28 protein-coding genes are annotated in these 25,998 nt (G+C 32.8%); 16 read left to right on the top strand and 12 right to left on the bottom strand.

The genetic code is table 11. The features are described 5' to 3' along the window. The first annotated feature begins 96 nt into the window (after positions 1 to 96). Positions 97 to 1,326: a multidrug effflux MFS transporter gene (locus C8C83_RS22825; protein ID WP_121330846.1), complete on the top strand. Its 1,230-nt coding sequence runs from the start codon at positions 97 to 99 to the stop codon at positions 1,324 to 1,326. 227 nt (positions 1,327 to 1,553) lie between these two features. Here C8C83_RS22825 and C8C83_RS22820 read toward each other — a convergent pair whose 3' ends face one another. The 5 genes from C8C83_RS22820 to C8C83_RS22800 form a co-directional block, all read right to left on the bottom strand. Then, entirely contained in the window at positions 1,554 to 2,825 is a 1,272-nt protein-coding gene (locus tag C8C83_RS22820; protein WP_121330845.1) for an NAD(P)/FAD-dependent oxidoreductase, read from the bottom strand. A gap of 122 nt (positions 2,826 to 2,947) precedes the next feature. Then, a complete protein-coding gene (locus tag C8C83_RS22815; protein ID WP_121330844.1) occupies positions 2,948 to 3,472 on the bottom strand; it encodes a GNAT family N-acetyltransferase in 525 nt (174 codons plus the stop codon). Between the two features lie 83 nt (positions 3,473 to 3,555). Next, on the bottom strand, positions 3,556 to 4,890 hold the full coding sequence (locus C8C83_RS22810; protein WP_121330843.1) for a DEAD/DEAH box helicase: 1,335 nt from the start codon (positions 4,888 to 4,890) through the stop codon (positions 3,556 to 3,558). A gap of 355 nt (positions 4,891 to 5,245) precedes the next feature. Then, positions 5,246 to 6,787 carry a DEAD/DEAH box helicase gene (locus C8C83_RS22805; protein ID WP_121330842.1) on the bottom strand — a complete coding sequence of 514 codons (1,542 nt, stop codon included), beginning with the start codon at positions 6,785 to 6,787 and terminating at the stop codon, positions 5,246 to 5,248. 111 nt (positions 6,788 to 6,898) lie between these two features. After that, positions 6,899 to 7,429, bottom strand: coding sequence for a DUF6155 family protein (locus C8C83_RS22800; RefSeq protein ID WP_121330841.1), 531 nt, complete (start codon positions 7,427 to 7,429; stop codon positions 6,899 to 6,901). A 104-nt stretch (positions 7,430 to 7,533) separates the two neighbouring features. Between C8C83_RS22800 and C8C83_RS22795 the strand changes: the two genes are divergently transcribed. After that, positions 7,534 to 7,821 carry a DUF3817 domain-containing protein gene (locus C8C83_RS22795; protein WP_132011918.1) on the top strand — a complete coding sequence of 96 codons (288 nt, stop codon included), beginning with the start codon at positions 7,534 to 7,536 and terminating at the stop codon, positions 7,819 to 7,821. Further along, positions 7,814 to 9,070 (top strand): mechanosensitive ion channel domain-containing protein, encoded by a 1,257-nt coding sequence (locus tag C8C83_RS22790; RefSeq protein ID WP_121330840.1) that lies wholly within the window; start codon positions 7,814 to 7,816, stop codon positions 9,068 to 9,070. Before C8C83_RS22795 ends, C8C83_RS22790 begins: the two co-directional genes overlap by 8 nt. Before the next feature lie 51 nt (positions 9,071 to 9,121). Here C8C83_RS22790 and C8C83_RS22785 read toward each other — a convergent pair whose 3' ends face one another. Together C8C83_RS22785 and C8C83_RS22780 are read right to left on the bottom strand one after the other, a co-directional pair. Beyond that, on the bottom strand, positions 9,122 to 9,550 hold the full coding sequence (locus tag C8C83_RS22785; protein WP_121330839.1) for a hypothetical protein: 429 nt from the start codon (positions 9,548 to 9,550) through the stop codon (positions 9,122 to 9,124). Positions 9,551 to 9,638: 88 nt separating this feature from the next. Beyond that, the gene (locus tag C8C83_RS22780; protein ID WP_121330838.1) at positions 9,639 to 10,022 is read right to left on the bottom strand and encodes a hotdog domain-containing protein; all 384 of its coding nucleotides are present in this window, start codon (positions 10,020 to 10,022) and stop codon (positions 9,639 to 9,641) included. A 59-nt stretch (positions 10,023 to 10,081) separates the two neighbouring features. On the opposite strand from C8C83_RS22780, the gene C8C83_RS22775 reads away from it, so the two are divergent. From C8C83_RS22775 to C8C83_RS22755, 5 genes are all read left to right on the top strand, one after another. Then, a complete protein-coding gene (locus tag C8C83_RS22775) occupies positions 10,082 to 10,489 on the top strand; it encodes a glyoxalase (RefSeq protein ID WP_121330837.1) in 408 nt (135 codons plus the stop codon). Positions 10,490 to 10,499: 10 nt separating this feature from the next. Next, entirely contained in the window at positions 10,500 to 10,967 is a 468-nt protein-coding gene (locus C8C83_RS22770) for a hypothetical protein (RefSeq protein ID WP_121330836.1), read from the top strand. A 35-nt stretch (positions 10,968 to 11,002) separates the two neighbouring features. Continuing rightward, complete coding sequence (locus C8C83_RS22765) at positions 11,003 to 11,779, top strand: hypothetical protein (RefSeq protein WP_132011917.1); 777 nt, start codon at positions 11,003 to 11,005, stop codon at positions 11,777 to 11,779. Positions 11,780 to 11,795: 16 nt separating this feature from the next. Next, complete coding sequence (locus C8C83_RS22760) at positions 11,796 to 12,371, top strand: Crp/Fnr family transcriptional regulator (RefSeq protein ID WP_132011916.1); 576 nt, start codon at positions 11,796 to 11,798, stop codon at positions 12,369 to 12,371. Positions 12,372 to 12,524: 153 nt separating this feature from the next. Beyond that, entirely contained in the window at positions 12,525 to 13,496 is a 972-nt protein-coding gene (locus C8C83_RS22755) for a zinc-binding alcohol dehydrogenase family protein (protein WP_121330834.1), read from the top strand. A gap of 101 nt (positions 13,497 to 13,597) precedes the next feature. Here C8C83_RS22755 and C8C83_RS22750 read toward each other — a convergent pair whose 3' ends face one another. The 5 genes from C8C83_RS22750 to C8C83_RS22730 all read right to left on the bottom strand — a co-directional run bounded on the left by C8C83_RS22750 (position 13,598) and on the right by C8C83_RS22730 (position 20,516). Continuing rightward, positions 13,598 to 14,389 (bottom strand): AraC family transcriptional regulator, encoded by a 792-nt coding sequence (locus tag C8C83_RS22750; RefSeq protein WP_121330833.1) that lies wholly within the window; start codon positions 14,387 to 14,389, stop codon positions 13,598 to 13,600. Positions 14,390 to 14,403: 14 nt separating this feature from the next. Further along, positions 14,404 to 15,534 carry an MBL fold metallo-hydrolase gene (locus C8C83_RS22745; RefSeq protein WP_121330832.1) on the bottom strand — a complete coding sequence of 377 codons (1,131 nt, stop codon included), beginning with the start codon at positions 15,532 to 15,534 and terminating at the stop codon, positions 14,404 to 14,406. A gap of 6 nt (positions 15,535 to 15,540) precedes the next feature. Then, positions 15,541 to 16,185 carry an NAD-dependent epimerase/dehydratase family protein gene (locus C8C83_RS22740; RefSeq protein ID WP_121330831.1) on the bottom strand — a complete coding sequence of 215 codons (645 nt, stop codon included), beginning with the start codon at positions 16,183 to 16,185 and terminating at the stop codon, positions 15,541 to 15,543. Between the two features lie 544 nt (positions 16,186 to 16,729). Beyond that, positions 16,730 to 18,472 carry a DUF885 domain-containing protein gene (locus tag C8C83_RS22735; RefSeq protein WP_121330830.1) on the bottom strand — a complete coding sequence of 581 codons (1,743 nt, stop codon included), beginning with the start codon at positions 18,470 to 18,472 and terminating at the stop codon, positions 16,730 to 16,732. A gap of 67 nt (positions 18,473 to 18,539) precedes the next feature. Then, a complete protein-coding gene (locus C8C83_RS22730) occupies positions 18,540 to 20,516 on the bottom strand; it encodes a dehydrogenase E1 component subunit alpha/beta (protein WP_121330829.1) in 1,977 nt (658 codons plus the stop codon). A gap of 171 nt (positions 20,517 to 20,687) precedes the next feature. Between C8C83_RS22730 and C8C83_RS22725 the strand changes: the two genes are divergently transcribed. The 8 genes from C8C83_RS22725 (at position 20,688) to C8C83_RS22690 (ending at position 25,998) form a co-directional block, all read left to right on the top strand. After that, complete coding sequence (locus tag C8C83_RS22725; protein WP_121330828.1) at positions 20,688 to 21,638, top strand: 2-oxoglutarate and iron-dependent oxygenase domain-containing protein; 951 nt, start codon at positions 20,688 to 20,690, stop codon at positions 21,636 to 21,638. A 110-nt stretch (positions 21,639 to 21,748) separates the two neighbouring features. Further along, positions 21,749 to 22,081, top strand: coding sequence for a translation initiation factor (locus C8C83_RS22720; RefSeq protein ID WP_121330827.1), 333 nt, complete (start codon positions 21,749 to 21,751; stop codon positions 22,079 to 22,081). Positions 22,082 to 22,535: 454 nt separating this feature from the next. After that, complete coding sequence (locus C8C83_RS22715; RefSeq protein WP_121330826.1) at positions 22,536 to 23,405, top strand: nucleoside phosphorylase; 870 nt, start codon at positions 22,536 to 22,538, stop codon at positions 23,403 to 23,405. Further along, on the top strand, positions 23,405 to 23,668 hold the full coding sequence (locus C8C83_RS22710) for a hypothetical protein (RefSeq protein WP_121330825.1): 264 nt from the start codon (positions 23,405 to 23,407) through the stop codon (positions 23,666 to 23,668). The genes C8C83_RS22715 and C8C83_RS22710 overlap by 1 nt, the downstream gene beginning before the upstream one ends. Positions 23,669 to 23,695: 27 nt before the next feature. Continuing rightward, the gene (locus C8C83_RS22705; RefSeq protein WP_121330824.1) at positions 23,696 to 24,136 is read left to right on the top strand and encodes a DinB family protein; all 441 of its coding nucleotides are present in this window, start codon (positions 23,696 to 23,698) and stop codon (positions 24,134 to 24,136) included. 3 nt (positions 24,137 to 24,139) lie between these two features. After that, the gene (locus C8C83_RS22700) at positions 24,140 to 24,532 is read left to right on the top strand and encodes a VOC family protein (RefSeq protein ID WP_121330823.1); all 393 of its coding nucleotides are present in this window, start codon (positions 24,140 to 24,142) and stop codon (positions 24,530 to 24,532) included. A 76-nt stretch (positions 24,533 to 24,608) separates the two neighbouring features. After that, complete coding sequence (locus tag C8C83_RS22695) at positions 24,609 to 25,082, top strand: DUF4265 domain-containing protein (RefSeq protein ID WP_121330822.1); 474 nt, start codon at positions 24,609 to 24,611, stop codon at positions 25,080 to 25,082. A 64-nt stretch (positions 25,083 to 25,146) separates the two neighbouring features. Further along, entirely contained in the window at positions 25,147 to 25,998 is an 852-nt protein-coding gene (locus C8C83_RS22690; protein WP_121330821.1) for a substrate-binding domain-containing protein, read from the top strand.

Raw genomic sequence — 25,998 nt, 5'->3', positions numbered from 1 at the left:
TAATAAAATCAAACTTTGACTAAAAAAGTTTTTGATTATACTACAAGGTATGAAATCTTTACCTTTGTAAAAAATTATAAGCACTTTTTTAAGAAAATGACAACAAAAAAATACATTCAGCTAATCCTTATTTTAGGTTCTTTAACCGCACTTGGTCCTTTTTCAATTGATATGTATTTACCCGGATTCTCTGGTATTGCCAAAGATTTACATACTACTGTTGCCAAAGTTTCTATGAGTTTATCCAGTTATTTTATCGGAATTTCGGCTGGACAATTGCTTTATGGACCTTTATTAGATCGTTTTGGACGCAAAAAACCTCTTTTTATTGGATTAATGGTTTATATATTAGCCTCATTAGGTTGTGTTTATATTGCAGATATTGATAGTTTTATCTTTTTACGTTTCATTCAGGCAATTGGTAGTTGTGCTGCAACAGTCGCTTCTGTAGCAATGGTTCGGGATTTATTTCCGGTAAAGGATATTCCAAAAGTATTTTCGCTTTTAATGCTTGTTTTGGGGCTTTCGCCAATGTTAGCACCAACAATTGGTGGATATGTAACTGAAGATTATGGCTGGCATACGGTATTTTTGATCTTAATGTTTATGGGAATCGCAATTTTAATCGCATCTCAAATTGGTTTGCCAAATAGTTATAAACCGGATACATCTATTTCTTTAAAACCAAAACCTATTATTCTTAACTTTTTAAAAGTACTTAAAGAACCGCAATTTTATACTTACGCATTTACAGGTTCAATTGCTTTTTCGGGCTTATTTACATACGTAGCGGCCTCTCCGATCATTTTTATGGATATTTATCATGTTGATGCTAAAACTTACGGATGGATTTTTGCCTTTATGTCTGTAAGTTTTATAGGTTCAAGTCAGTTAAATTCAATTTTACTAAAGAAATTTTCAAGTGAACAAATGATTTTCGCCGCATTAATTTTACAATCTTTTATTACAATTGTGTTCTTAATATTAGCATTTAATAATTTGTTGGGATTGTATCAAACTATCGCAATGTTGTTTTTATTCCTGGGTTGTTTGGGAATTTCAAACCCAAATACAGCCGGACTTACGATGGCTCCATTTGCTAAAAATGCAGGAAGTGCTTCAGCTTTGATGGGAGCTATTCAACTAGGTTTAGGAGCATTGGCTTCGTTTGCAGTGGGGATTTTTGTAAAAGATTCTGTAGTGCCGATGATTTTAATCATGACAGTTACTACAGTTATAGCTTTTATAGTTTTGAATATTGGTAAACGTTTTATTAAAGAAAAAGTAGAAATTTCTGAAACTGACGATGTTGTAGTTGGGCATTAGAAAAAGTAAATTAAAAATTTTCACACAATCTTGTCATTTCGACGGAGGAGAAATCACACGCGGAATTCGACAAAGATTGGCGACTTTAGAGATGGAATTTCTAGTGTGATTTCTCCTTCGTCGAAATGACAAACTGGATATAAAAAAAGCCAAAATCTTACTAGATTTTGGCTTTTTTATAAAATTCACAATACAATTGGAATCTGGTATTTACAAAGATTTAAATTTTATTTATCTTCTAAAGATCTTTTCTCTGGTCTGATAATCATTCTCAGAGATTGATCTCTTGCAAAATAAGCAACCATCCAATTCCAGAAAGTATTTAATCTGTTTCTGTATGTTATTAAAGAAATTAAGTGAATGAATAACCAAATAACCCACGCAAAGAAACCTTTAAAATGCCATTTTGGACTTGGTAAATCAACTACGGCTTTATTTTTTCCAATAATTGCCATAGATCCTTTGTCATTGTATGCAAATGGTTTAAGAGGTTTGTTTTGAGCTAAAGCTTTAAAGTTTTTGGCTAAATTTAATCCTTGTTGAATTGCGACCTGAGCAACTTGCGGATGTCCGTCCGGGAAATTTTTATCTCCGGCTAAAATTGCGGTATCGCCAATTGCATAAATGTTTTCAAAACCATTTACTTTATTATATTGATCTGTTGCCATGCGTCGTCCGCGACCATAACTTTCTTGTGGAATTCCGTCAAAAAGTTTGGCAGAAACTCCAGCTGCCCAAATTAAATTTTTAGTTTTGATCGTTTCTCCGTTTGCAAAAAATACTGTATCATCAACATAATCAGTTACCCTGGTATGTAGCTTAACTACAACTCCCAATTTTGTTAATGCTTCCAGAGTATCTTTTTGAGAAGCTTCACTCATAGGAGAGAGTAGTGCGTCTCCCCCATCGACCAAATAAACATTACTGGCTGAAGTTTCTAATTCTGGATATTCTTTCAATAGAATGTTTTTTCGCATTTCGGCAAACATTCCTGAAACTTCTACTCCTGTTGGTCCACCTCCGGCAACTACGATCGTCAATAGTTTACGGCGTTTGCGCATATCTTTTGTAATAGCAGCTTTTTCAAGGTTTTTTAGCAATGCATTACGCATTTCAATGGCATCATTTAAGGTTTTCATCGGAATGGCGTTTTTCATTACGTTTTCCATACCAAAATAGCTTGTTTCGGCTCCCGTAGCAAAAACCAAGTAATCGTAGGTTAATTCTCCATTGCTGAGGATTATTTTATTCTCAGCAGGAACTACAGAAAGTAATTCGCCTAAACGAAATTGTAGATTTTTTTTGCCGGCAAAGAATTTTCTAAAGGGATAACTAATGCTTGAGGGTTCTAAAAATGCGGTTGCAACCTGATATATTAATGGTGGGAAAAAATTGTAATTGTTTTTGTCTACAAGCGTTACTTGTATTTGAGGATGGTTTACAAGCTCTTTTGCGAGATTGATTCCTGCAAAACCACCTCCTATGATGACTATTTTCATATATGTTGTTTATTAAGTAGGATTTATGAGTAAAACTATTTTTACTTTGCAGTTCTATAAATTTAACATTATAATTTCAAATAAAAAATCCATTTAAGATTTTCTTTTGATACTTAGAAAAATTAATTTATTAGTTTGATTTTCATCATAATATCGGTCTGTTCATCATTTCCAAGTCTAAAAATGTGTTTGTCAAATTCAACAAAACCATTCTTTTTATAAAAACTTAAAGCTCGATGATTTTCTTCCCAGACACCTAACCAAACGTAGTCAACATTTTTGTTTTGGGCTATTTGAATCGCTTTTTCGTAAAGCAATTGTCCGACTTTTTTACCATGGAAATCTTTCGAAACGTAGATTCTCTCTATTTCCAATGCCTTATCATCTTGTAACTCGGTTTGAGATTCGCCAAAATTTACTTTTAAATAACCAATAACATTATTCTCAAGCGTAGCAAAATAAAATTCAGAATCTTTATTGTTAAGTTCTTCGGTTAATTTGTCGTTGGAGAATTTTTCGTCAAGATACTTTGTCATATTTTCATCATCATTTGATTCTGAAAATGTTTCCTGAAAAGTTTTTCGGCCAATTTCTTTCAATTGATCAATTTCCTGTATTGTTATTCTTTTTATTTCAATAGTTTCCATAGGTAACTTTCTGTTGTTTTTTTAAGGTTTAGAATACCCTATAAAAATACAACAGAAACTACGAAAATTAATAATTCAGAATGTTACTTTTTGAATTTTTTAACAGGTTTTTCGGCTACTTCAACTTTGTTTTGTAAAACATAATTTGCCATCAATTTTTCAATTAATTCATCTTTAGTAAGATGGTGAAAAACAGTTTTTACCTTTGTTTTTAAATCTGTTGAAATATCGTGATTTGGTTTTGTTTTGAAGATTTGTTTCGCCCATAAAAGCGTATTATTTTCTTCTAAACTTGCAACAGAAGGTTTCTGGAATTTAGTAAATTTAATTCCTAATTCTTTTTCGAATTCCGGAATTTCAACAACTTCTTCCTCTTGCAAAACAGTTAAAGAAAGTCCCTTTGCTCCTGCTCTTGCAGTTCTTCCACTTCTGTGAACGTAGTTTTCATAAGTATCAGGCAAATGATAATTTACCACATATGAAATCTCTTTTACGTCGATTCCTCTCGCGGCTAAATCTGTAGCAACCAGAATATTAATATGTCCTTCACGAAATTGTTCCATGATTCGGTCTCTGATTCCTTGTGATAAACTTCCGTGAAGCGCTCCGGAAGAAAAGCGATTTATAGCCAGATTTTTAGCTAATTTATTTACTGCAGCTTTAGTTTTACAGAAAATGATTCCGCGTTCGCCATCTTTTGAATTTAGAAAATGCATTAAAACATCCAATTTCTCGATTGGATCTACAACAATATATTCGTGATCAATTCCTTGGTTACCAATAGTTTCCATGTTAGCGCTAACCTGAACTACATTTTTGTTTAAGTAATTCTGAATCAATTGTTTGATTGTTCCCGGTAAAGTTGCAGAGAACAATAAAGTGCGGTGTTTTTTAGGAAGTTCAGCTACGATTTCGTCTAAGCTTTCTTTTAGAATTGAAACCATTTCATCGGCCTCGTCCAAAACTAAATATTCAGCTTGTTTTAAGTCAATTGCTTTACGCTGAATCAAATCGATTAAACGTCCAGGTGTTGCTACAACAATATGTGTTGGTTGTGCAAGACGTTCAATTTGTGGCTTAATGGGGATTCCACCACAAGTTGAAGCTATAGAGATATTTGGAATGTGTTTTCCAAAATCCTCTAAATTTCTGAATATTTGTTGTCCAAGTTCTCTGGTTGGAACCAAAATAACGGCTTGAACAACAGAAGATTCTGTATTGATTAATTGCAATAAAGGCAATCCGAAAGCGGCTGTTTTACCGGTTCCGGTTTTTGCTAAACCTACAACATCATGACTTTCAGATAAAAGTAACGGAATTGTTTTTTGCTGAATTTCTGTTGGTTCAACAATATTCAATTCGCTTAAAGCTTTTAAAATTGGTGCTGAAATTCCTAATGATGAGAATTGTTTAGACATACTTTGTATTTTAGTCCCGATAGCTATCGGGATGATTTAGAGATCTGATTTCTGCCACAGATTACTCAGATTAAAATGATTTTTTTTAGAACCTTTGGTTCTTTTATTTTTTTGTCATTTCAAAGAAGGAGAAATCACAACCAATATTTGACAAACTTTGTGTAATACTAGTGTGATTTCTCCTTCTTTGAAATGATATAACTTTATAAATATTATTTCTTAATTCCAACTGAAATATCTTTGTCAAAGTTTTAAACTTTGACAAAGATTATGTAATCTTTTAATTGAAACGCTTCGACTTCGCTCAGCGTGACAACTTGAAACCTGAAACAACAAAACTTGAAACAAATCTTTCCTATTCGTCCGGTTCGTTCATGATTTTTTCACGATACTTTTTACCAATTAACAAAACTAGTTTTAGTTTGTAATCGTCAACCAGCCATTCGCGGTAGTTTTTACTACATTGGCTCAAACATTTTGCATAACGTTTGATACGGCATTCGATATCGTCGTCAAGCTCTTTTCCTAGTGATTTTGCTTCTTGTAATGTTTCTGTATTGTCGACACACATTGCTGCGTGTTGCTCTAATGATTTGTCTAATACAACTTTAGAACGTAAATTTTGCTTGATGATTAGTTTGTGTTCTTCATCAACATCAAAAGTCACATCGGCAGTTTTAGCGAATTTTGCTCTTAATTCAGGTGGCATGCTGTATTTGAAATACAACTCAATTTCGGTATCATCACGTAAGTTCTCCAAATAAAACTCTGGTGATTTAAAAATGTGCTGCCAGTTTACAGGCTCGCTCCAAAGACCAAAACGTGCTGCATTATTTCCTAAATCGATTACTGTAAACTCGTCTTTACCAGGTAATTTACGAGATCCACGACCAATCATTTGGTAGTATAAAGTTAATGATTTTGTTGCTCTGTTCAGGATAATTGTTTCAACTGTAGGTTCGTCAAAACCAGTTGTTAAGATTCCTACAGATGTCAAAATTGCATCCGGAGTCTTTTTGAACCATTGCAAAATGTCTTTACGTTCTTCAGAACTACTTGTATTGTCAAGGTGTCTGATGTCGTAACCGGCTTCTCTAAACGTTTCATATACATATAATGAAGTATGAATACCGTTGTTGAAAATCAATGTTTTCTTACCTAACGAACGTTCTGTATAGGCATGCAAAAGTTTTTCCTGCATGATCGTATTGGTATACAAATCATCTGATGATTTTACGGTATAATCTCCGTTGATACCTACTTTTAGTGATGTCAATCCCACATCATAACTATAAGTTGTAGCACGTGCAAGGAAACCTTTGTCGATCAATGAACTAATAGTGTCTCCCACAATAAGTTCATCGTAACTCTGGTGCATTGGTAATTTTATATTCGAACTCAATGGTGTTGCTGTTACTCCAAGAATAAAAGCGTTTTTGAATGAGTTTAATAATTTTCTGAATGAATTGTAATGTGCCTCATCAATAATAACTAAACCAATGTTGTCAAGATGTAATTTCTCGTCATTGATACGGTTTTTCAAAGTTTCTACCATCGCCACAAAACAAGAGAAATCGTTCTGATCCGGTAATTCTTTTACTTTACTATTGATAATTTTATTAGAAACGCCAAACCCTTTTAACATTTTTGAGGTTTGTTTACAAAGTTCGATACGGTGCGTTAGAACAACCACTTTTTTATCATTATTAGCCAAATAACGGCGCACGATTTCGGAAAAAATTACTGTTTTTCCGCCACCTGTAGGCAATTGGTACAATAAGTGATGTTTCGAAGGAGCATTATCTAAACGTTCAAAAATGGCATCGATATCGCCTTTTTGGTATGCATAAAGTTCTTTTTTCTCTTCTCTTTCTATTTCTAAAGTGTTTTGAGACATTGTTTATTTTTGGATTTTTGCAAAAATACACCGAAAAAACAGTTATTCATCTTATTTTAACTTAAAATAAATGTTTTTTTTAAATAAGATTTTTTATGAGAAGTGCTTTTTTTAGTCGATTTTGTCTAAAATTGCTTCAAAATCGTACTTATTTTTCCATTTTTGTTGAATTGTCTCTTGTTCGATTGCGATAATTCTTTCCCTAAAATCAGATAAAATTCCGTTTGAAATTGAAAAATTTACTGCTTGTTCAAATGAGTTAAACATACTTTTGTAGAATAATTCCTGCTTTACGAAATTTTGCGACGAAAAAGTTTGCGCAATTTCGATGTTGTAAAGCATAATATCGGCAATTACAAAAGGATCAACGCCTAATAAAATAAAATGTTTGATGTATTTCTGCGCGACAGAACGACGCATTTTTGCTTTTGGACGTCGTTTTGAAGTGGGCTTTTTAATAGGAAAGTATTCCTGTGATATTCTGACTTTACATTCCTGCAGCAATTTGTCTTCTTTTGGATTGAAAACAAAGTCGTAATAGACTTTTACAGGACTAAACTTTTCGTACAACTCAATTATTTGTTCTTCGAGTTGTTCTTTGCTCAATTCGGTCAAATATTTTTTTAAATCGCGTTTACTCATTATCAAAGTTTAAGAATACAAAAATAAATTACTTTCCTGATTCATGTCGCAAAAACCAACCATAATACTTAATTTTGCTTCAATAAACTCAAAATATTATATACATGCTCAAGATTTTCAAAGTTACTGCAATTTTAGAGGGAATCTCTTATTTAGTGTTATTTACCAATATGCTTTTCATTAAAACCAACAATCCTGAACTTTATCATACCTTATTACGTCCGTTAGGAATGACACATGGTGTATTATTTATAGGATATGTAGTTTTGGCATTTTTACTTAAAAAACCACAAAACTGGGATTTAAAAACTTTCGGAATTATTCAAATAGCTTCTCTTATTCCTTTTGGAACTTTTTATATCGAGAAAAAATATTTAGAAAATAATGCCTAATCTTTTGAATAAAATATTCAACTTTTTATACCCTCTTTTTAGAGACTGGGGAATGAGCCGCAATTTTGCGTCTTATGTCAGCCTTGTCTTTAATATTGCCATTATGGTCGTGTTGGCGTATGCCATTTATTATATGGCAAAATTTGTTTTGGTAACGCTTACAGCAGTCTTTGCGCAAAAGACCAAAACAAAATTTGACGACTATTTAATTCATAATAAAACCACAAAATACACGGCGTATTTAATTCCGTTTTTCTTTATTTATAAAGCCGTTCCAATTATTCTTGACAAATATGAGTATTGGGAAACCCTTTTTGGAAAAATCGTTGGTATATATATCGTTCTGATCAGTTTATGGATTATTAGAACGATTTTTAATGCCTTACGTGATTATCTAAAACAAAAACCGGAATACAGCGATAAACCTATTGATAGTTTCGTTCAGGTTATTATGATCGTGCTTTGGATTTTTGGTGTTGCCATGATTATTTCGACTTTATTTGGAATTAAACAAGGCGAATTATTGACGATTTTAGGAACACTTTCGGCAATTATTATCTTGATATTCAGAGATACTATTTTAGGATTTGTATCCAGCGTTCAGGTTGCGATCAACGATATGGTTCGTATTGGTGACTGGATTACGATGGATAAATTTGGCGCTGATGGTGACGTAATCGAAATTAACCTGACAACGGTTAAAGTTCGAAATTTTGACAACACAATTACTACAATTCCAACTTATGCTTTGAGTTCAGATTCGTTCCAGAACTGGCGCGGAATGCAAAAATCTGCCGGAAGACGTATTAAAAGACACGTTTTGATCAAAAGCAGCAGTATTCGTTTCTTAACGGATGAAGATCTCGAACAGATGAAAAAAGTGCAGCTTCTAAGTAATTACATCGAAACACGACAATCCGAAATTATAAAATACAATGATATTCGTGGCGTAGACAAAACTTTGGCGCTTAATGGCCGAAATATGACTAATCTGGGATTGTTTAGAAAATATATCATGCAATATTTAATCACACATCCGGGATTGAATAAAGAAATGCATATGATGTGTCGTCAGTTGCAATCGACTGCGCACGGAGTTCCGTTAGAGATCTATGCTTTTTCGAGCGATAAACGTTGGGCAAACTACGAATATATCATGGCCGATATTTTTGATCACGTAATGGCTTCTGTAGAATATTTCGATCTTGAAATATTCGAATTACCATCTAAAATTGGGCATTTTGAATAGTTTTCGGTCTCAGTTTTCAGTCTCGGTTTAAATGAAAACTGAGACTGAAAACTATTTTTTAACTTCCTCAAAAACAAACTCAGCTTTATTATATTCTATAGGCTGGTCCGGCATAAAAAGCGGAAGATTAAAATAAGTTCCAATTACTCCTTTTCCCAGAAAAAGTTTGTTTTCTTTTTTCAAAATCGCAATTGGAGTCCTTTTCCAGCTTCCTCCATTCGAGATATAATGATAATCGCCTCGTAACGTATCACCTTTTATATCTCCCCTTACATCGCCGGAATCTTTCCCAATTTTATAATACGAAATTTCATAACGTCCGTAAAAGCGTTTGTCGTTTATGTTTAGGTTCAAAATGGCTGTGTCTTTATTATGTACAGCACGATACATAACCTGATTATATTGACTTTTATCTTCCTTATTATTGCAGGAAATCAGAAATATAATCGATAAAGAAACCAGTATGATTTTTTTAGTCATTTGTGAGAAGGATTTTTAACCATTTAAGTTATGTAAGGAATTATAAGTTTAGCTTAAATTAACTTAAATGACTTATATGGTGAATAAATTATAAACGATCTTTTACGAATTCGATTTGGGTTTTTCCGTGCGCTTTTGGTTTTCCGTTTTCGTCAAGATTTACCATTGTCGTTTGATCGATTGTAATAATGATTTCGCGAGTCATCATATTTCGAACGGCACAAGTTAAAACCAAAGAAGTATTCCCGAATTTTACAACATCAATTCCAATTTCGACAATATCTCCTTGTCTGGCAGAACTCTTAAAATTAATTTCAGACATGTATTTGGTAACTATTCTGGTGTTTTCTAATTGAATAATCGTGTACAGTGCCAGTTCTTCGTCAATCCACGCTAATAATTTTCCGCCAAATAAAGTTCCGTTTGGATTTAAATCTTCGGGTTTAACCCATTTTCTGGTATGAAATCGCATAATTTTAGTTTAAATAAAAGTTTTTGTATTGGAATTTTTTCTAAATTTAAAGAAAAAACATGGAAGATAGAGATGCTTTTTTAAGAGAATTCAGAGGAGAAACTTTAGGAACTGTAAGCGCTCAATCTTCACCAGATGAGTTGTTTCAAAATCAGACGATTAGACCAATTTTAAAACTTCAAAATGATTTGTTTATTGCCGTTTTTATTAATTATGTAAATAAAAACAAGGCCGATTTCTATTCTTATACTGTAGAAAAGAAACTTCAGGTTATCGAAAATTCCATACAAAAAGACATTAAGTTCAGAAATTCCCTTAAAGGAATTGTCATGGCGCTTTTTACAATTGAAGAATATGAAAATTATATTCTAAACTCTTCAAGCTTAAACAAAAGAATGATGAATTTATTAATTGAACGATTGAAAAGTCAGGTTCAATTGTTTGAATTAGAATCGAATTCGAATTAGTTTTTGTTTAATGGAGATAGAAATTGTTCAAGATAAAAAGCAAAGTTTATATGTTTATAAAAATGATGAGCTTTTATTTTATTCTAATGTAAAATTCAACTGGAATAACAGAATTATATCAATTTATGATCAGAATGATACTTTACTTTTAGAAGTGAAGTATAAAATAAGTTTTTTAAATAATTCTTATAAGATTTTATTCCATAGTGAATTACTTATAGAGAATATATCTGAAATAACAGAGACAAGAATAATCTTTGGTTGCGATAAAAGATTATATACTAAAGAAGATTATTTTATTTCGCTTCAGGGAAATTTTTCTTATTATTTGAAAGAAGTTAAAATTGCTCAATTAAAGCAGAAAGTTTGGGTTTCTAAACCGAAGATGTCATTAAATATAAATGATGAAAATCTAGAGTTTCTAAATCCGGTAATCTTTCATATTTTGGCAATTAGAGCAGGAAATAATTCGGAGTAATAAAGAATATAAAACTATTAAGTTTAATGTAATTAATGAAGAAATTTGTCCTTCTGCTCATAATTTTAAGTTTTTTGTCTTGTAAAAAAGATTCAAAAGAAACCGGAATAGAAATAAAACAAAACCATAAGACTCAAAAAAGAAATGTTTGGGAAAGCATGTCATTTGAAGAACAAGTTAGAAGTATAAAAAATAATACTCCAGAAGATTCTATAACTTCAAATGATATCTCATACATTAATGATTCTATCTTAAGAGGAAAATTTAAACTAGATATTTCTAAATACCAGCACGACAATAAAAAAAACAAATGTTATCCAATTAGATTTAGCAAGAAGATTATTTTGGAGTTTCATAATGAAGGATTTAAAAACTTAGGTGATCTGAATGGAGATAAAAAAGAGGATTCAGTTTTTGTGCTGCAAAATTTAAATTCCTGTGAAGAGGGTGATTCTTATTATTTTACCGACAATAACATTCCGCGAATACAGACGGAATCTTATTGCTGTCATCCGGAAAGTATATTTAGTATTGGCGATATAGATGAAGATGGCGGGAATGAAATAGCAGAATATTATTCTTCGTGTACAAGCAATTTTAAATCTTTTAGAATTTGGACCTTAAAAGATAATAAATGGAAGTTTATAGAACAATTTGGATTCTTTTATAATAATGGAAAGTATGAAGTCTTCAAAGATTTTGACAAATTGTACAAGAAAATTTCAAAGAATAAATTTAAATTTCTAGAAATATCTGATATGCGAGGAAATGGAGAAATGGTTAAAGAATGGCGCACAGTAACAATGGAATAACTTAATTATAAAAAAAATGTTCAGCCAATTCCGAAATAAATTTCCATTAACCGATGAAAAATGGATAGAATACACGAACTATTTCAAGCGTCTTGAAGTTCCTGCTAAATCAGTTCTTTTAGAAGAAGGCGAAATTTCAAAAAGACTTTTTATTATCGAAAAAGGCTGCATCAGAGTTTGGTTTAATAATAACGGAAAAGATTTGACAACTCAGTTTTTTTTCGAAAATCAAAGCGTGGCTTCAATCGAAAGTTTTATGAAAAAATTGCCAAGTCCAGTCGTTGTCGAAACTATTGAAGCGTCTGTTCTTTGGTGGATTTCTAAAAATGATCTGGATAAAATTCTGGAAGAAATAAAAGAAATTCCAACGCTTAGAGATCGATTTATTGATATGCTTTTTCAGCGTACATTCGACTATATGAAATACTTTGTTTCGTTTATAAAAGACTCCCCTACTCAGCGTTATCTTAATCTACTTGAAGAAAGGCCTCAAATCATTCAGCGAGTTCCACAACACTATATTGCGTCTTATTTAGGAATCACTACGGTTCATTTAAGCAGAATAAAAAGCAAATTACTACATAATAAATAGCAAGGTTTTAAACCATATAAGTTATATAAGTTCATTCAAGTTTGGCTTATAATTTCTTATATAACTTATATGGTTTAAAATTCCATTTGATAACAAATGTTATCGTCTGTCCATAATTGTCGACCGAACTTTGCATCATAAAATTTAATAATTATGAAAGCAGCAGTAGTTTATACAAAAGGCGAAATGCCAAAATATGTAGATTTTGCAGAACCTATTCCGCAAAACGAAAATCAAGTTTTAATTTCGGTAAAAGCCGTAGCGATTACAAATCTGGATAAAGGAAAAGCCAGCGGTAAACATTATTCGTCAGAAAATCAAAATCAGAATGGTTTTGTAATTGGCAGTGATGGCGTTGGTTTACTTGAAAACGGAACCAGAGTTTATGCTCGCGGAATTAACGGTACAATTGCCGAAAAAGCGATTATTGATAAAAACATATTGGTTCCTTTGCCTGATGGAATTAGCGATGCCGTTGCGGCTTCATTGCCCAATGCGGTTGCAGGATCTGCAATGGCGTTAAAATTTAGAGCCGGAATAAAAGAAGGTGAAACCGTTTTAATTAATGGCGCTACAGGTTTTACCGGGCAAATGGCAATTCAGCTTGCCAGACATTATGGAGCAAAGAAAATAATCGTAACCGGAAGAAACGAAAAAACACTTCAAAGTCTTTTAGAATTAGGCGCTGACGAGATTATTTCGCTTAAGCAAAATGATGAAGCTATTATCACACAACTTAAACAAATTCACTCCACTACTCCAATAGACATAATTCTGGATTATTTGTGGGGACATCCCGCTGAACTGATTCTTACAGCACTAAAAGGAAATGGCTCTTTTACAAACAAAGTAAGATATGTAAATATTGGCGGAATGGCTGGAGATTCTATTCAATTGTCAGCGGGTATTTTGAGAAGTGTAGATTTGCAATTATCTGGTTCCGGATTAGGAAGTTGGTCTAAAACCGAAGTGAAATTATTATTCTCAGAAATTCTTCCGGAAATGTTTCTTTTAGCAGCTCAAAACAAACTAAAAGTTAATATTCAGGAAGTTAAAATAGTTGATATAGAAGAAATGTGGGCAAAAGAAGCCCTTGATGGTCAACGATTAGTGGTTATTATATAGGTTATTTTTTTTGCCACGAATTGCACAAATTTGCACAAATCAAATTCGGGAAAATTTGTGTAATTCGTGGCGAACTTTTACCTATTTCAAATTTGATTTTATTACTTCTGTTCCATTAGTTTTTTTGGTGCAAAACCAAATAACTTTTTAAAAGCAAACGAAAAATGCGACAAATCCTCAAAACCTAAATCAAGGTAAATATCAGAAGGTTTTTTGTCTTTTTTCTCAATTAGAAAATAAGCTTCTTCCAATCGTTTTTGCGTTAGCCAATGGCTTGGTGTTGTATTGAATATTTTTACAAAATCCCTTTTAAAAGAAGATAGACTTCTGCCGGTTAAATACGCAAAACGTTCCAGAGTCACGTTGAATTTGTAATTGTGAAGCATGAATTTCTCCAGATTAATCTTCTCAGGAATAGTAAAATCAAAGAAAATTGTTGCCAGTTCTGGTTTTAGCTTTAGTAGAATAAAGACTAATTCTTCTCTCTTAATATCCGAAAATGTATCGTCTATATCGCCCGTTTGATTGTAATAAGGTGACAACGACTGAATGAAATTTGGAATTAAATCATTCTTTTCTAAAGTTATAAAAGCTTCTGTAGGTTTAGAATTTGAAACTTGTATTTGATGTCTGTCTTTAATCTTTTTTAGAAATTGTTCATCGAGAATTACAACTACTTTTTCGAATTCTTCATTCTCTTTTTCTTTGTTATATCTGGCGAGATAGTTTTTGCATATAATGCAATAATCTCCTGATTTTAGCGTATAATTTTTATTGCCATCATAACCATGAACAGTGCCTTTTGCGAGATACAAAAAGAAATGCTCAGCGATGAATTGTTCAGGCGAAATCTCGGGTCCGATATAACATGATTTTATTTCTGTAATTTTCATTATTCTCAATTAAATTAATTGACATTTTCCCACCAACGCTTAAATTGCTGCTGATTATTGTTTAAATCTACTTCCTGACCAATCATTGGTGTCACTAATCGATACGGTTTATTTAGAGACAATTGTGTAATTTTTTCCAAAGGTTCATCCCAGGCGTGTTTTCCTAAAGTGAATTTTGAATTATGAACGGGAATCATGTTTTTTGCACCTAAATCAACGGCTGCTTGCGCTACTTCTTCTGGTAAATTATGAACAGATTGCCATGCTTTATCATATTGACCACATTCTAAAATCGCCCAGTCAATTGGTCCAAATTTCTCGCCTATTTTTTTAAATCGATCATCAAAACCTCCGTCTCCGCTAATGTAAATTTTTAAGCTTGGAGTTTGAATCAAATAAGACATCCATAAGGTTTTACCACGCACAAATCCCCTACCCGATTCATGATGAGATGATTCTGTAAAAATAGTAAAGTTATGATCTAATTCGATTTTTTGATTCCAGTCTTTCTCTATTATTTGCTCTGGTTTATAGCCCCAACGTTCAAAATGTGCTCCTACTCCAAGTCCGCAAACAACATGTTTTACTTTGTCTTTTAATCCAATAATAGTTTCATAATCTAAATGATCGTAATGATCGTGAGAAATGAATAAATAATCAATTTCAGGCATATCGGCAACGCTATAAATATCGCTTCCATTGTAGGCACGAACTCCCCAGGGCAATGGCGATGCTTTGCCACTAAAAACAGGATCAATCAGGATTTTTTTACCTTCGAGCTGCATAAAAACCGACGAATGTCCAAACCAAACCAGTGCATTTGAATCAGGGGGAATATTTTTTAAATCTGTTTTTACAGATGGCAATGAATCTTTGGGTTCTCTTCTTGGATATTCTTTAAAAACGACATTGTACATTTCTCCCAACATCGTATATCCTTCTGATAATGTTGGTCTTTCGACTAAATTATTGAATCTGTCATTTTTAAAATGAGCCGATTTTTCAATTTCAACAAGTCGTTTTCCTGAGGGATTTTTGCCAAATTGTGGCAGTTGCAAATACAAAAATGTAATAGTTGCAAGCAGAAATATAATAATAAAAAAAGTGATCATAATTTTCTTAAATCTTTGGATGGATTTCTTCATTTAGAGTTATTTTGCAGCGATTTTTATATCATCGATTTCGAGTATATTTTTCGAATATCCACGAACTACGCAGTTTATCATTGCTTGTCCTACTTGTTTTAACGTTAATGACTTTGTAGGAAGTAAAATCGGAAACAAGAAAATCAACGGTTTAAAAAAGGCTTTTACATTTTTTTGCCCTTTGAATGGTTTCATGAAACCCGGTCTAAAGTTGTACGCTTTTTTAAATGGTAATTTCAATAAATCATTTTCAGTTTTTCCTTTTACTCTCGCCCACATTACTCTGCCTTTTTCTGAAGTATCAGTATGACTTCCGGAAACATAAGTAAAAACCATATTCGGATTTAAAGAAGCTAGTTTACTCGCAAAACTTATTGTCGTGTCATACGTTATTTGCGTAAATTTTGCTTCATCCATACCAACAGAACTTATTCCGGCACAATAAAAACAAGCGTCATAACCTGTAAGTTGAGCTTCAAAAGCTGTTAAATCCATAAAATTTGGAACAATTAACTCCGTCAATTTTGGGTGTTTTACAGGCGATGGTTTTCTATTTACCATTAAAACCTTTTTTACTGTGTCGTTCTCAAGGCATTCAAACAAAACACCTTCACCAACCATTCCTGTGGCACCAGTTATAATAACTTTCATATTTTTTTAAATTAAATTTTTATTCCTCCAAATTGAAATTTATCATTATTAGAATTTGTCAATTTATCAAGAATTAGTAATGCAAATTTCATTATAAAAAGAATTGCCAACTTTGTTTAGAAGTCCAAACTTAGTTTGTTTAAAAGTTCAATTCTAGAATTTGTTATTTCGACGCGAGCAGACCCGAGCGATAGCGAACAGATGAAGTAAATCGTACGCATATATGGCACGCGGATGACACTGATTCGCTATCGCGAAAACGCAGATTCACACGGGTTTTATTTGCTTTTTTGTCATTTCGACCGAAGTAAATCACACGCGTATATGGTACGCGGATGACACTGATTCGCTATCGCGAAAACGCGGATTCACACGGGTTTTATTCGCATTTTTGTCATTTCGAGCGAAGTAAATCATACGCGGGATTCGGCAAAGATTTGCGATTTAGATTGTAGAGTTTGTTGTGTGATTTCTCCCTTCGCTCGAAATGACAAAAAAAACAAAAAAAAAGCCTATCAGTTGATCACTTGATAGGCTTTTGAATTTATTCTTTAGAAAGCATTAATTCTTTTATGTATTTTACTGGAGCGCTTCCAAAACTCAGGAATTTTTCATGAAATTTTTTCAGATTAAATTTGTCTCCTTCTTGTTTTTTAAGTTCTTCTCTAAGGTTATAAATTTCAGTATATCCTGTAAAGTAAGAACATAATTGCACTTGGGATAAAGTGACGCGTTTCCATTTTCCATCGGCTTCAGCTTGTTGCTGAAAAGCTTCTTTGGTCAATAATTTCAATGCATCTTCTTTAGACATATTTTTGGTGTGAACACTAATGTCTAGAATCGTATTGCAAGTTGCTCTTAAATTCCATTTATAGTACATCAACCACATTTCGTCAGAATTTTTATAACCACTTTCAAGCATCATTCTTTCTGCATAAACCGCCCAACCTTCAACCATAGCGCCATTTGATAATATCGATTTGATGATACTTGGAGATTGATTGCTATAAACGAGCTGTGTATAATGTCCGGGAATTGCTTCGTGAATATTAAGAATCTGAAGGATGTAATTGTTGTATTCACGCAAATAACTTTCTGCATTTTCCGGAGTCCAACCAGACATACTTCCTACATTGTAATACGTATTTGCATTTTTGTCATAAGGTCCCGGAGCCGAAATAGACGCGCCGGCAACTCCTGCCATATAAGCCGGTTCTTTGCGTACTACAAGTGGTTTTGAAGGATCTATGTACAATAAATCTTTAGCTTTTACATAAGCTGTTAATTCCGGAATTTGCTTCTCTATTTCAGATTGAAATTTCTCAGGCGTTGTGTGCTGCAAAGAGATTTTGTCGATTACTTGCTTAATTAACTCCAATTTATCAGCAGGTTTTGCTTCAGTTCCCTTGTATTTTGTCCAAAGTTTATCAGCCAGAACAAACATTTTATCATGTAAATCTTTTTTGTGATCTACTGCAATTTTAAAAATTTCATCGGCAGAATAACCTGATTGAATGTCATGATTAAATTTCTTAGCATATAATGCTGCTCCAAGTCTAAAAGAACGAGGTGTTTTATTCGGTAGATTTTTTAACCAATTTGCGTAATCAGCAATTGCTTTCACAGAAACTTGTGCTTTGGCAAGCATTTCTTTTTTCTCAACATCAGTTAATTTACTTTTATCTAATGCTGTTTTTAGTTCATCCTGAAACACAGTCGATCCGCCAAGGTTTTGAGCAATGGCAAGTTCTGTATGTTCAACTGTTGGATTTTTGATATTGTTTTTCGCAGCTTCATAATATGCTGGAATATTATTCATTTTTGCATTAAAAGCACGTAAACGAATCTCTGGAGTGTCATAAGTACCATTTAAAATTTCGGCAAAAGCACCACAAACATTATAACTGGAAGGATCCCACTCGCCTGCTTTTAATTCAGTAATGCTGAAAATATCGCTTTCAAGTTCATTTTTAATCAAATGAAAATCGGTTTTGTTATTGTCCGATAACTCGTCAATATTGAATTTTTTCAAAGAATCTAATTGTGCATTGACAAACTCAAGTGTTATTTTTTTCTGATTATCATTTGGTATAGTCAAAACACTATCTAGTTTATGATAGCCAACACTAGAAGCCCAATTTGGACTAATTTTCCATAAAGCGGTTACAAAACCATCTTTATAAGTATCAAATTTTTGATCTAAAGCTTTATCCTCATTAGACTTAGTACTTTTATTACAAGAAAAAAGTAAAGTCATTGCAAAGAAAGAAACGAATAGTTTTTTCATAAATTATTTTTTTATTGTTTAAAGATAAAAAAAATGTTGTTTATGCAAAACTATTTACTATTTGGGTCTAATATTTTAATAAATCTAATAAAACATTCTCAAAACGATCTTTTGGTAAGAACTGATCTTCCAGCGCTTTAGTAAACGGAATTGGCGAATCTAAGCTCGCAACTCTTTTTACGGGAGCATCAAGATATTCGAAACATTCTTCCATAATTAAAGCCGAAATATCGCTGGCAATTCCACCAAAAAGCGTGTCTTCCTGATAAATAATTACTTTTCCTGTTTTTCTAACTGAAGCAAAAATAGTTTCAGTATCTAAAGGTTGTAAAGTTCTTAGATCGATTAAATCAGCGTCAATTTCAGGATATTTTGCCAAAGTTTCTAATGCCCAATGAACCGGAGCACCAAAAGCGATAATGGTTATAGCATTTCCTTCTTTTAATAAAGCCGCTTTTCCTAATGGAATTGTATAATAATCTGTTGGAACGTCTTGATAAACGCTTCTGTACAATTGTTTATGTTCGAAAAACAAAACCGGATTTGGATCATTTATCGAAGTATTCAGTAATCCTTTTGCATCATATGGAAACGCAGGATATACGACTTTTAAACCCGGAGTTTTGGTAAACCAGGCTTCATTTGTCTGTGAATGAAATGGTCCAGCCTGAGTTCCGCCGCCGCAAGGCATTCTAACGACTACATCGGCTTTTTCGCCCCAGCGATAATGTGATTTTGCCAATAAATTTACAATTGGATTAAATCCTGTAGAAACAAAATCGGCAAATTGCATTTCGACAATTGCTTTATATCCGTTGATTGATAAACCCATTCCGGCAGATATTACAGCGCTTTCGCAAATTGGAGTATTACGTACGCGCTCTTTCCCAAACGTTTCAACAAAGCCTTCTGTAATTTTAAATGCACCACCATATTCGGCAATATCCTGACCCATAATAACCAGGTTTTCGTGGCGTTGCATTGATTGGTCTAAACTGTTTCTGATAGCGTCTATAAACCGAATATTCTTAGATTCTGATTCTGTATTAACTTCTTCATATTGAAAAGGTTCATACACATCTTTTAATTCTTCACTATAAGTTGGAATAATTTCAGGTTCTGCATTTGCAATAGCCCAATTTTCTTCGATTTCATGTTTAATTTCTTCATGGAAAGCTGCGTCATGTTCTTCAGTCAAAATACCCTCTTCTAAAAGAAACATTCTGTAATTATCGACCGGATCTTGCGTTGCCCATTTTCTTAATAATTCATCGGGAACATATTTTGTGCCACTCGCCTCTTCATGTCCGCGCATTCTAAAGGTTTTAAATTCCAATAAAACCGGATGCGGATCTTGTTGCATGTGTTCTTTGAGCTGCAAAATTTTATTGTAGACTTCAAGTATATTATTTCCATCAATAATATAACTTTCGATTCCGTAGCCAATACCTTTATCAGCAAGGTTTTCGCAGGAATATTGTTCATTTGTTGGAGTCGAAAGTCCGTAACCATTGTTTTCGATGATAAACATTACAGGCAATTTCCAGACAGCAGCAATATTTAATGCTTCATGAAAATCTCCTTCACTTGTAGCGCCTTCACCGGTAAAAACGGCTGTGACTTTTTTATTATTCTGAAGTTTATCGGCAAGAGCGATTCCGTCTGCGATTCCTAATTGCGGACCTAAATGCGAAATCATTCCGATAATATTGTATTCCTGCGTTCCAAAATGAAAACTGCGATCTCTTCCTTTAGTAAAACCATTTGCTTTTCCCTGCCATTGCGAAAATAATCGATACAGCGGAATGTTTCTGGTCGTAAAAACGCCCAGGTTTCTGTGCATTGGCAAGACGTATTCATTGTCTTCTAATGCAGCAGTAACTCCCACAGCGATTGCCTCCTGCCCGATTCCGGAGAACCATTTTGAGACTTTTCCCTGCCGAATCAGAATCAGCATTTTTTCTTCGATCAAACGAGGTTTTAGAATTTTTTTATATAAGTCTAATAATTGAGTATCAGAAAGGTTCTGTTTATAGAAAATCATTTGATCCGCTGTTTAAGTATTTCAAATATAGAAAATTATAACAATTTTATTTCTTTTTGTTAGATATTTTTAATTTTATTCTAACTTTTAAAATTCAAATATAAAATATTCTCTACCTTTGTTATTGAAAGGTCTTAATTGACCTTTTATCTTTAAATAAAAATGTAAAGTATGCAAAACATTCCTAGTGTAGACTTACGTGATTTCCTTTCGGACGACCCGAAACGTAAACAAAAATTTGTAAATGAAATCGGCAGTGCATTTGAAAACATTGGCTTCGTAGCCCTAAAAGGTCACTTTTTAGACGATCAGTTAGTAGACGAGCTTTATGGCGAAATTAGAAAATTTTTCGCTTTGCCAGTGGAAACTAAGCATAATTATGAAATTCCCGGTATTGGCGGACAACGAGGTTATGTATCTTTTGGAAAAGAACATGCTAAAGGTCGCAAAGAAGGTGATTTGAAAGAATTTTGGCATTTTGGCCAATATGTTGATGCTTCTTCAAAATATGCTTCGGAATATCCGGACAATGTTGAAGTGACTGAATTACCTCGTTTTAATGTTGTAGGTAAAGAAGCGTATCAAATGCTTGAAAAAACAGGTGTTTATGTATTAAGAGCTTTGGCTTTGCACTTAGGTTTAGATGAATTTTATTTTGACCAATATGCAAAAGACGGAAACTCTATTTTGAGACCAATTCATTATCCACCAATTACTTCTGAGCCGGAAAACGCAATTCGTGCAGCTGCTCACGGAGATATTAATCTGATTACCTTATTAATGGGTGCACAGGGAAAAGGATTACAAGTTCAAAATCATGATGGCGAATGGATTGATGCAATCGCTGCAGACGATGAATTAGTAATTAATGTTGGAGATATGTTGTCAAGACATACAAACAATAAACTAAAATCTACGATTCACCAGGTTGTAAATCCGCCTAGAGAATTATGGGGAACTTCACGTTTTTCGGTTCCGTTTTTTATGCATCCGGTAAGCGATATGCGTCTGGATTGTCTTGAAAACTGTATTGATGCTGAAAATCCTAAGAGATTCGAAGATATTACAGCGGGAGATTATTTATACGAACGTTTAGTAGATTTAGGGTTAATTAAAAAATAAACTTTTTAAATCTCAATTCTTTAAATTCCAAATTCCAATGTAAATTGGTATTTGGAATTTAATTTTTACAAACTATATTTATTGAAACTTATTTTTAGAATAAAAATTCTATGGACTTACAAGATCAATTAAAAAACTTATTTCCCGATCACGTCGAATCAAATGAGCCTGAGGAAATTCAGGAGCAGGATCATGTGCTTTATATTCAAAAAGAGCCTATGATTTGCAAATTTGAAAAACGAAAAGGAAAAGCCACCACAATTATCGAAGGTTATGAAGGATCTGACGAAGATTTTAAAGTTCTCGCCAAAGAAATCAAAACCAAATTAAGTGTTGGCGGAACTTTTAAAGACAGTTCAATCATTATTCAAGGCGATTATCGCGACAAAATCATGGAAATCCTAAAAGCAAAAGGATTTAAAACGAAACGTGTGGGTGGATAATGATTTTAGATTGCAGATGATTATAAAATTTAACCGCAAAGCTCGCTAAGAATTATAATTTGATGCCGAAACGTTGGGCAATAAAAATGCTAAGATCGCAAAGCTTTGTGTTGAAAAAAAGATTTCCAATCATTGGAATTTGGAATTTCAGAAAAAAAACTTAGCGCCTTAGTTGCTTAGAAACTCAGAACCTTAAAAGAAAATAAATCTGTGACAATCAGTTCAATTCGTTAAATCCGTGGGCAAAAAAAAGACGCACTGCTGTGCGCCTCTACAATAAAAAAACATCATAAAACCCCAATAAAAAACCTCAAAACCTTAAAAGAAAAAAATAAAAATCTGTGACAATCCGTTCAATCCGTTAAATCTGCGGGCAAAATAAGACACAAAGTTATACGTCTCGAAAGAAAACCTCAGAACCTTAGTCACTTAGAACCTCAGAACCTCAAAAAAAATGATACAAAACTCAGAATTAATACTAAATCCAGACGGAAGCGTTTACCACTTAAACCTTCGTCCTGAACATATTGCTCACGATATAATTTTTGTTGGAGATCAAAATAGAGTCGAGAAAATCACTCAGTTTTTTGATTCTATCGAATATTCAACTCAAAAAAGAGAGTTTAAAACGCAAACCGGAATCTATAAAGGAAAAAGAATTTCTGTAATGTCAACCGGAATTGGTCCTGATAATATTGATATTGTTATTAATGAATTAGACGCTTTGGTAAACATCGATTTAGAAACTCGTTTGCCTAAAGAAAACCTGACTTCGCTTAATATTATCAGAATCGGAACTTCGGGTTCTTTGCAGAATGATATTCCTGTGGATAGTTTCGTAATGTCTAAATTCGGATTAGGATTAGACAATATGCTTCGCTCCTATTTGATCGACGAAGTTTCGAATGCTGCTATCGAAGATGCTTTTGTTGCGCATACTAATTGGGATATCAGAAAAGGAAAACCTTATGCAATTGCGTGTTCTGAAAAACTGGAAAAAATCATTGAATCTGATAAAATTTTTAAAGGAATTACAGCAACTGCCGGAGGATTTTATGGACCACAAGGACGTGTTTTACGTTTGAATATTCAAGATGAGGAATTAAACAATAAAATGGATAATTTTAATTTTGATAACCAAAGAATCACTAATTTAGAAATGGAAACGGCTGCGATCTATGGGCTTTCGGCGCTTCTCGGACATAATGCTTTGTCTTTGAATGCTATTATTGCAAATCGTGCATCAGGAACTTTTAGTGAAGATCCTTATAAAGCTGTTGATGAATTGATTACTTATACATTGAATAAACTGGCGGGTAATTAATGTTTACTTTTTTCTTTGATCATTTGATTTTTAAACCGCTAAGAAAATTTACTTTAGGTATGGGAGGTTTATTTAGATGGAGTTTTTTTCAGCTTCTAAATGCATCAATCGAAGAAAAATATCCTAAAAGTTTAGATTATTATTGGGATAATGATGATGAAAGTATTGACAAAAATGGATTTACTACTGCTCAGAAAAATTTATTTGCTGGATTTATGCTTTTTATCTGTTTTATAATTTTGATTGAAAAAATAGAAGGTTGATCTGAAATCAATAAAAAATAACTATTCATGCAAGAAGCTATTCTTAAATTTGAAAGATTATTATTGGAAAATGGTTCTTATTTTCCAACAATAAATCAAAATACTTTAGAAGAAAGAAAACCTGGAAAATGGTCTAAAAAAGAGGTTTTAGGACATTTGGTTGATTCTGCAATTCATAATCTGGTTCGTTTTACAGAAATAAATTATGTAGAAAAACCTTATCAACACAGGCCATATAATCAAATAGATTTGGTAAATTTAAACCAATATCAAACAATGGATATTGACGAGTTGACGCAGTTGTGGTTTGTGCTTAATAAACAGATTGTCAGACTTATGAAATCTGTTGATGAGAAAGCTTTAGATTATGAAATTGTGCTAAGTGACGGTTCTGTAATTGATTTAAAGTTTCTGATGACAGATTATGTTGAACATTTAGAACATCATATAAACCAGATAAAAGCTTAAATTATGTTTTTGAGAGTTGCCCGACATACTGATGATTTAGAAAGAATTGTAAACTTTTATGTTGATATTCTTGGTTTTGAGCTATTAGGAGACTTTCAGAATCATAATAATTATGACGGTGTTTTTGTTGGAAAATCCGGTTTGGACTGGCATTTTGAATTTACAAAATCCCATGAAAAAGCCAATCATACCTTTGATCAGGACGATGTAATTGTACTTTATCCAAAATCAATTATAGATTATGATGTATTGATTAGCCAATTGTTACATAATAACATTTCAATAATAACTGCAAGTAATCCTTTCTGGAATGAAAACGGAAAAATGTTTCTCGATCCTGATGGTTATCGCATTGTTGTATCACCGTTGAAAGCAATAATAAATGAAATTAACTAATTAGATAATTAGTTAATTTGAGAATTAGATAATAAAAAAAGATTGCGCTTAAAAAAAAAATATTACAAAAGAAATAATGGCAGATACGCATAAAAAAATCCTATTTAAATATTATAGTACTTACCTCGAAGAAATAGTTTCTGAAACGATGTGGGCTGAAATTATAGATTTAGAAAAAGGATATTATAAATTGGATAATATTCCATTTTTTGGACCTTTGATTGCTACGGATGATATTTTTCGTGCAGAATATGATGAAACCGAAAAGTGCTTTATTCATAGAGAAACAATTGAAAGTTCCGGAAATTCAATTGTTCAGATTTTAATTTTAGACGAAGGTTTTGATAAAGAAATAATCAGAGAAAAATTAAAATCAATTAATTGCATTTCAGAAAGTCTAAACGAGACATTTCTTGCTGCCGAAATTACAAAAGAAGTCGATTATTCGATCGTAAAAAGCATTTTAGATGAGTATGAATCAAATTCAGTAATAGAATTTGCAGAACCTTGTCTTTCTGAAAAACACCGTGCAGATTTATTAAAAAACTAAACCTAAATAAAACACAAACAAACTTATAATACGCATACCAAACTTAACTTAAACTTAAACTATAATGAAAACTGTAAAAATTGTAGGTGTTCCTGAACACTTCAATTTGCCATGGCATCTATGCATTGAAAATGGCGAATTTGAAGCTGAAAACATTGATTTACAATGGAAAAATATTCCGGAAGGTACTGGTAAAATGTGTCAGATGCTGCGTGATGGAGAAGCTGATATAGCGGTTATTTTAACGGAAGGAATTGTAAAGGATATTGTTGCTGGAAATCCAAGTAAAATTGTTCAGATTTATGTGCAATCGCCTTTAATTTGGGGAATTCATGTTGCTGCAAAATCAGATTTTCATACTATAAATGATCTTAAAGATAAGAAAGTTGCGATTTCAAGAATTGGGTCAGGATCTCAGTTAATGGCGTATGTAAATGCACATGAACAGGGCTGGGAAACAGATAATTTACAGTTTGAAATTATAAATACTATCGATGGAGCTGTTGAAGCACTGACAAACGGAACTGCTGATTATTTTATGTGGGAACGTTTTATGACGAAACCTCTTGTTGATAAAGGCGTTTTTAGACGTGTTGGCGACTGCCCTACTCCATGGCCGTCATTTGTGATTACCGTTCGCGACGAATTCTTGAAAAAGAATCCAAAAACTGTCGAAAAAATCCTTGAAATTATAAACAATACAACGCACGATTTTACTCAGATTCCTGATATTGATAAAACTTTATCGGAGCTTTTTAATCAAAAATTAGAAGACATTCAGGAATGGTTAAAGCTTACACAATGGTCTCAAAAGCATTTGAGCGAAAAAGCATTTATTAAAATTCAAAATCAATTATTTGACCTAGGTATTATTGATAAAAAAAGTACTTTTGTTGAAACGGTAAAAGCACTGTAA

The organism is Flavobacterium sp. 90, assembly GCF_004339525.1.
In the GTDB taxonomy this organism is placed as follows: domain Bacteria; phylum Bacteroidota; class Bacteroidia; order Flavobacteriales; family Flavobacteriaceae; genus Flavobacterium.
The sequence above is the reverse complement of the archived record's forward strand: the minus strand, read 5'-3'. Positions and strand labels throughout refer to the sequence as shown.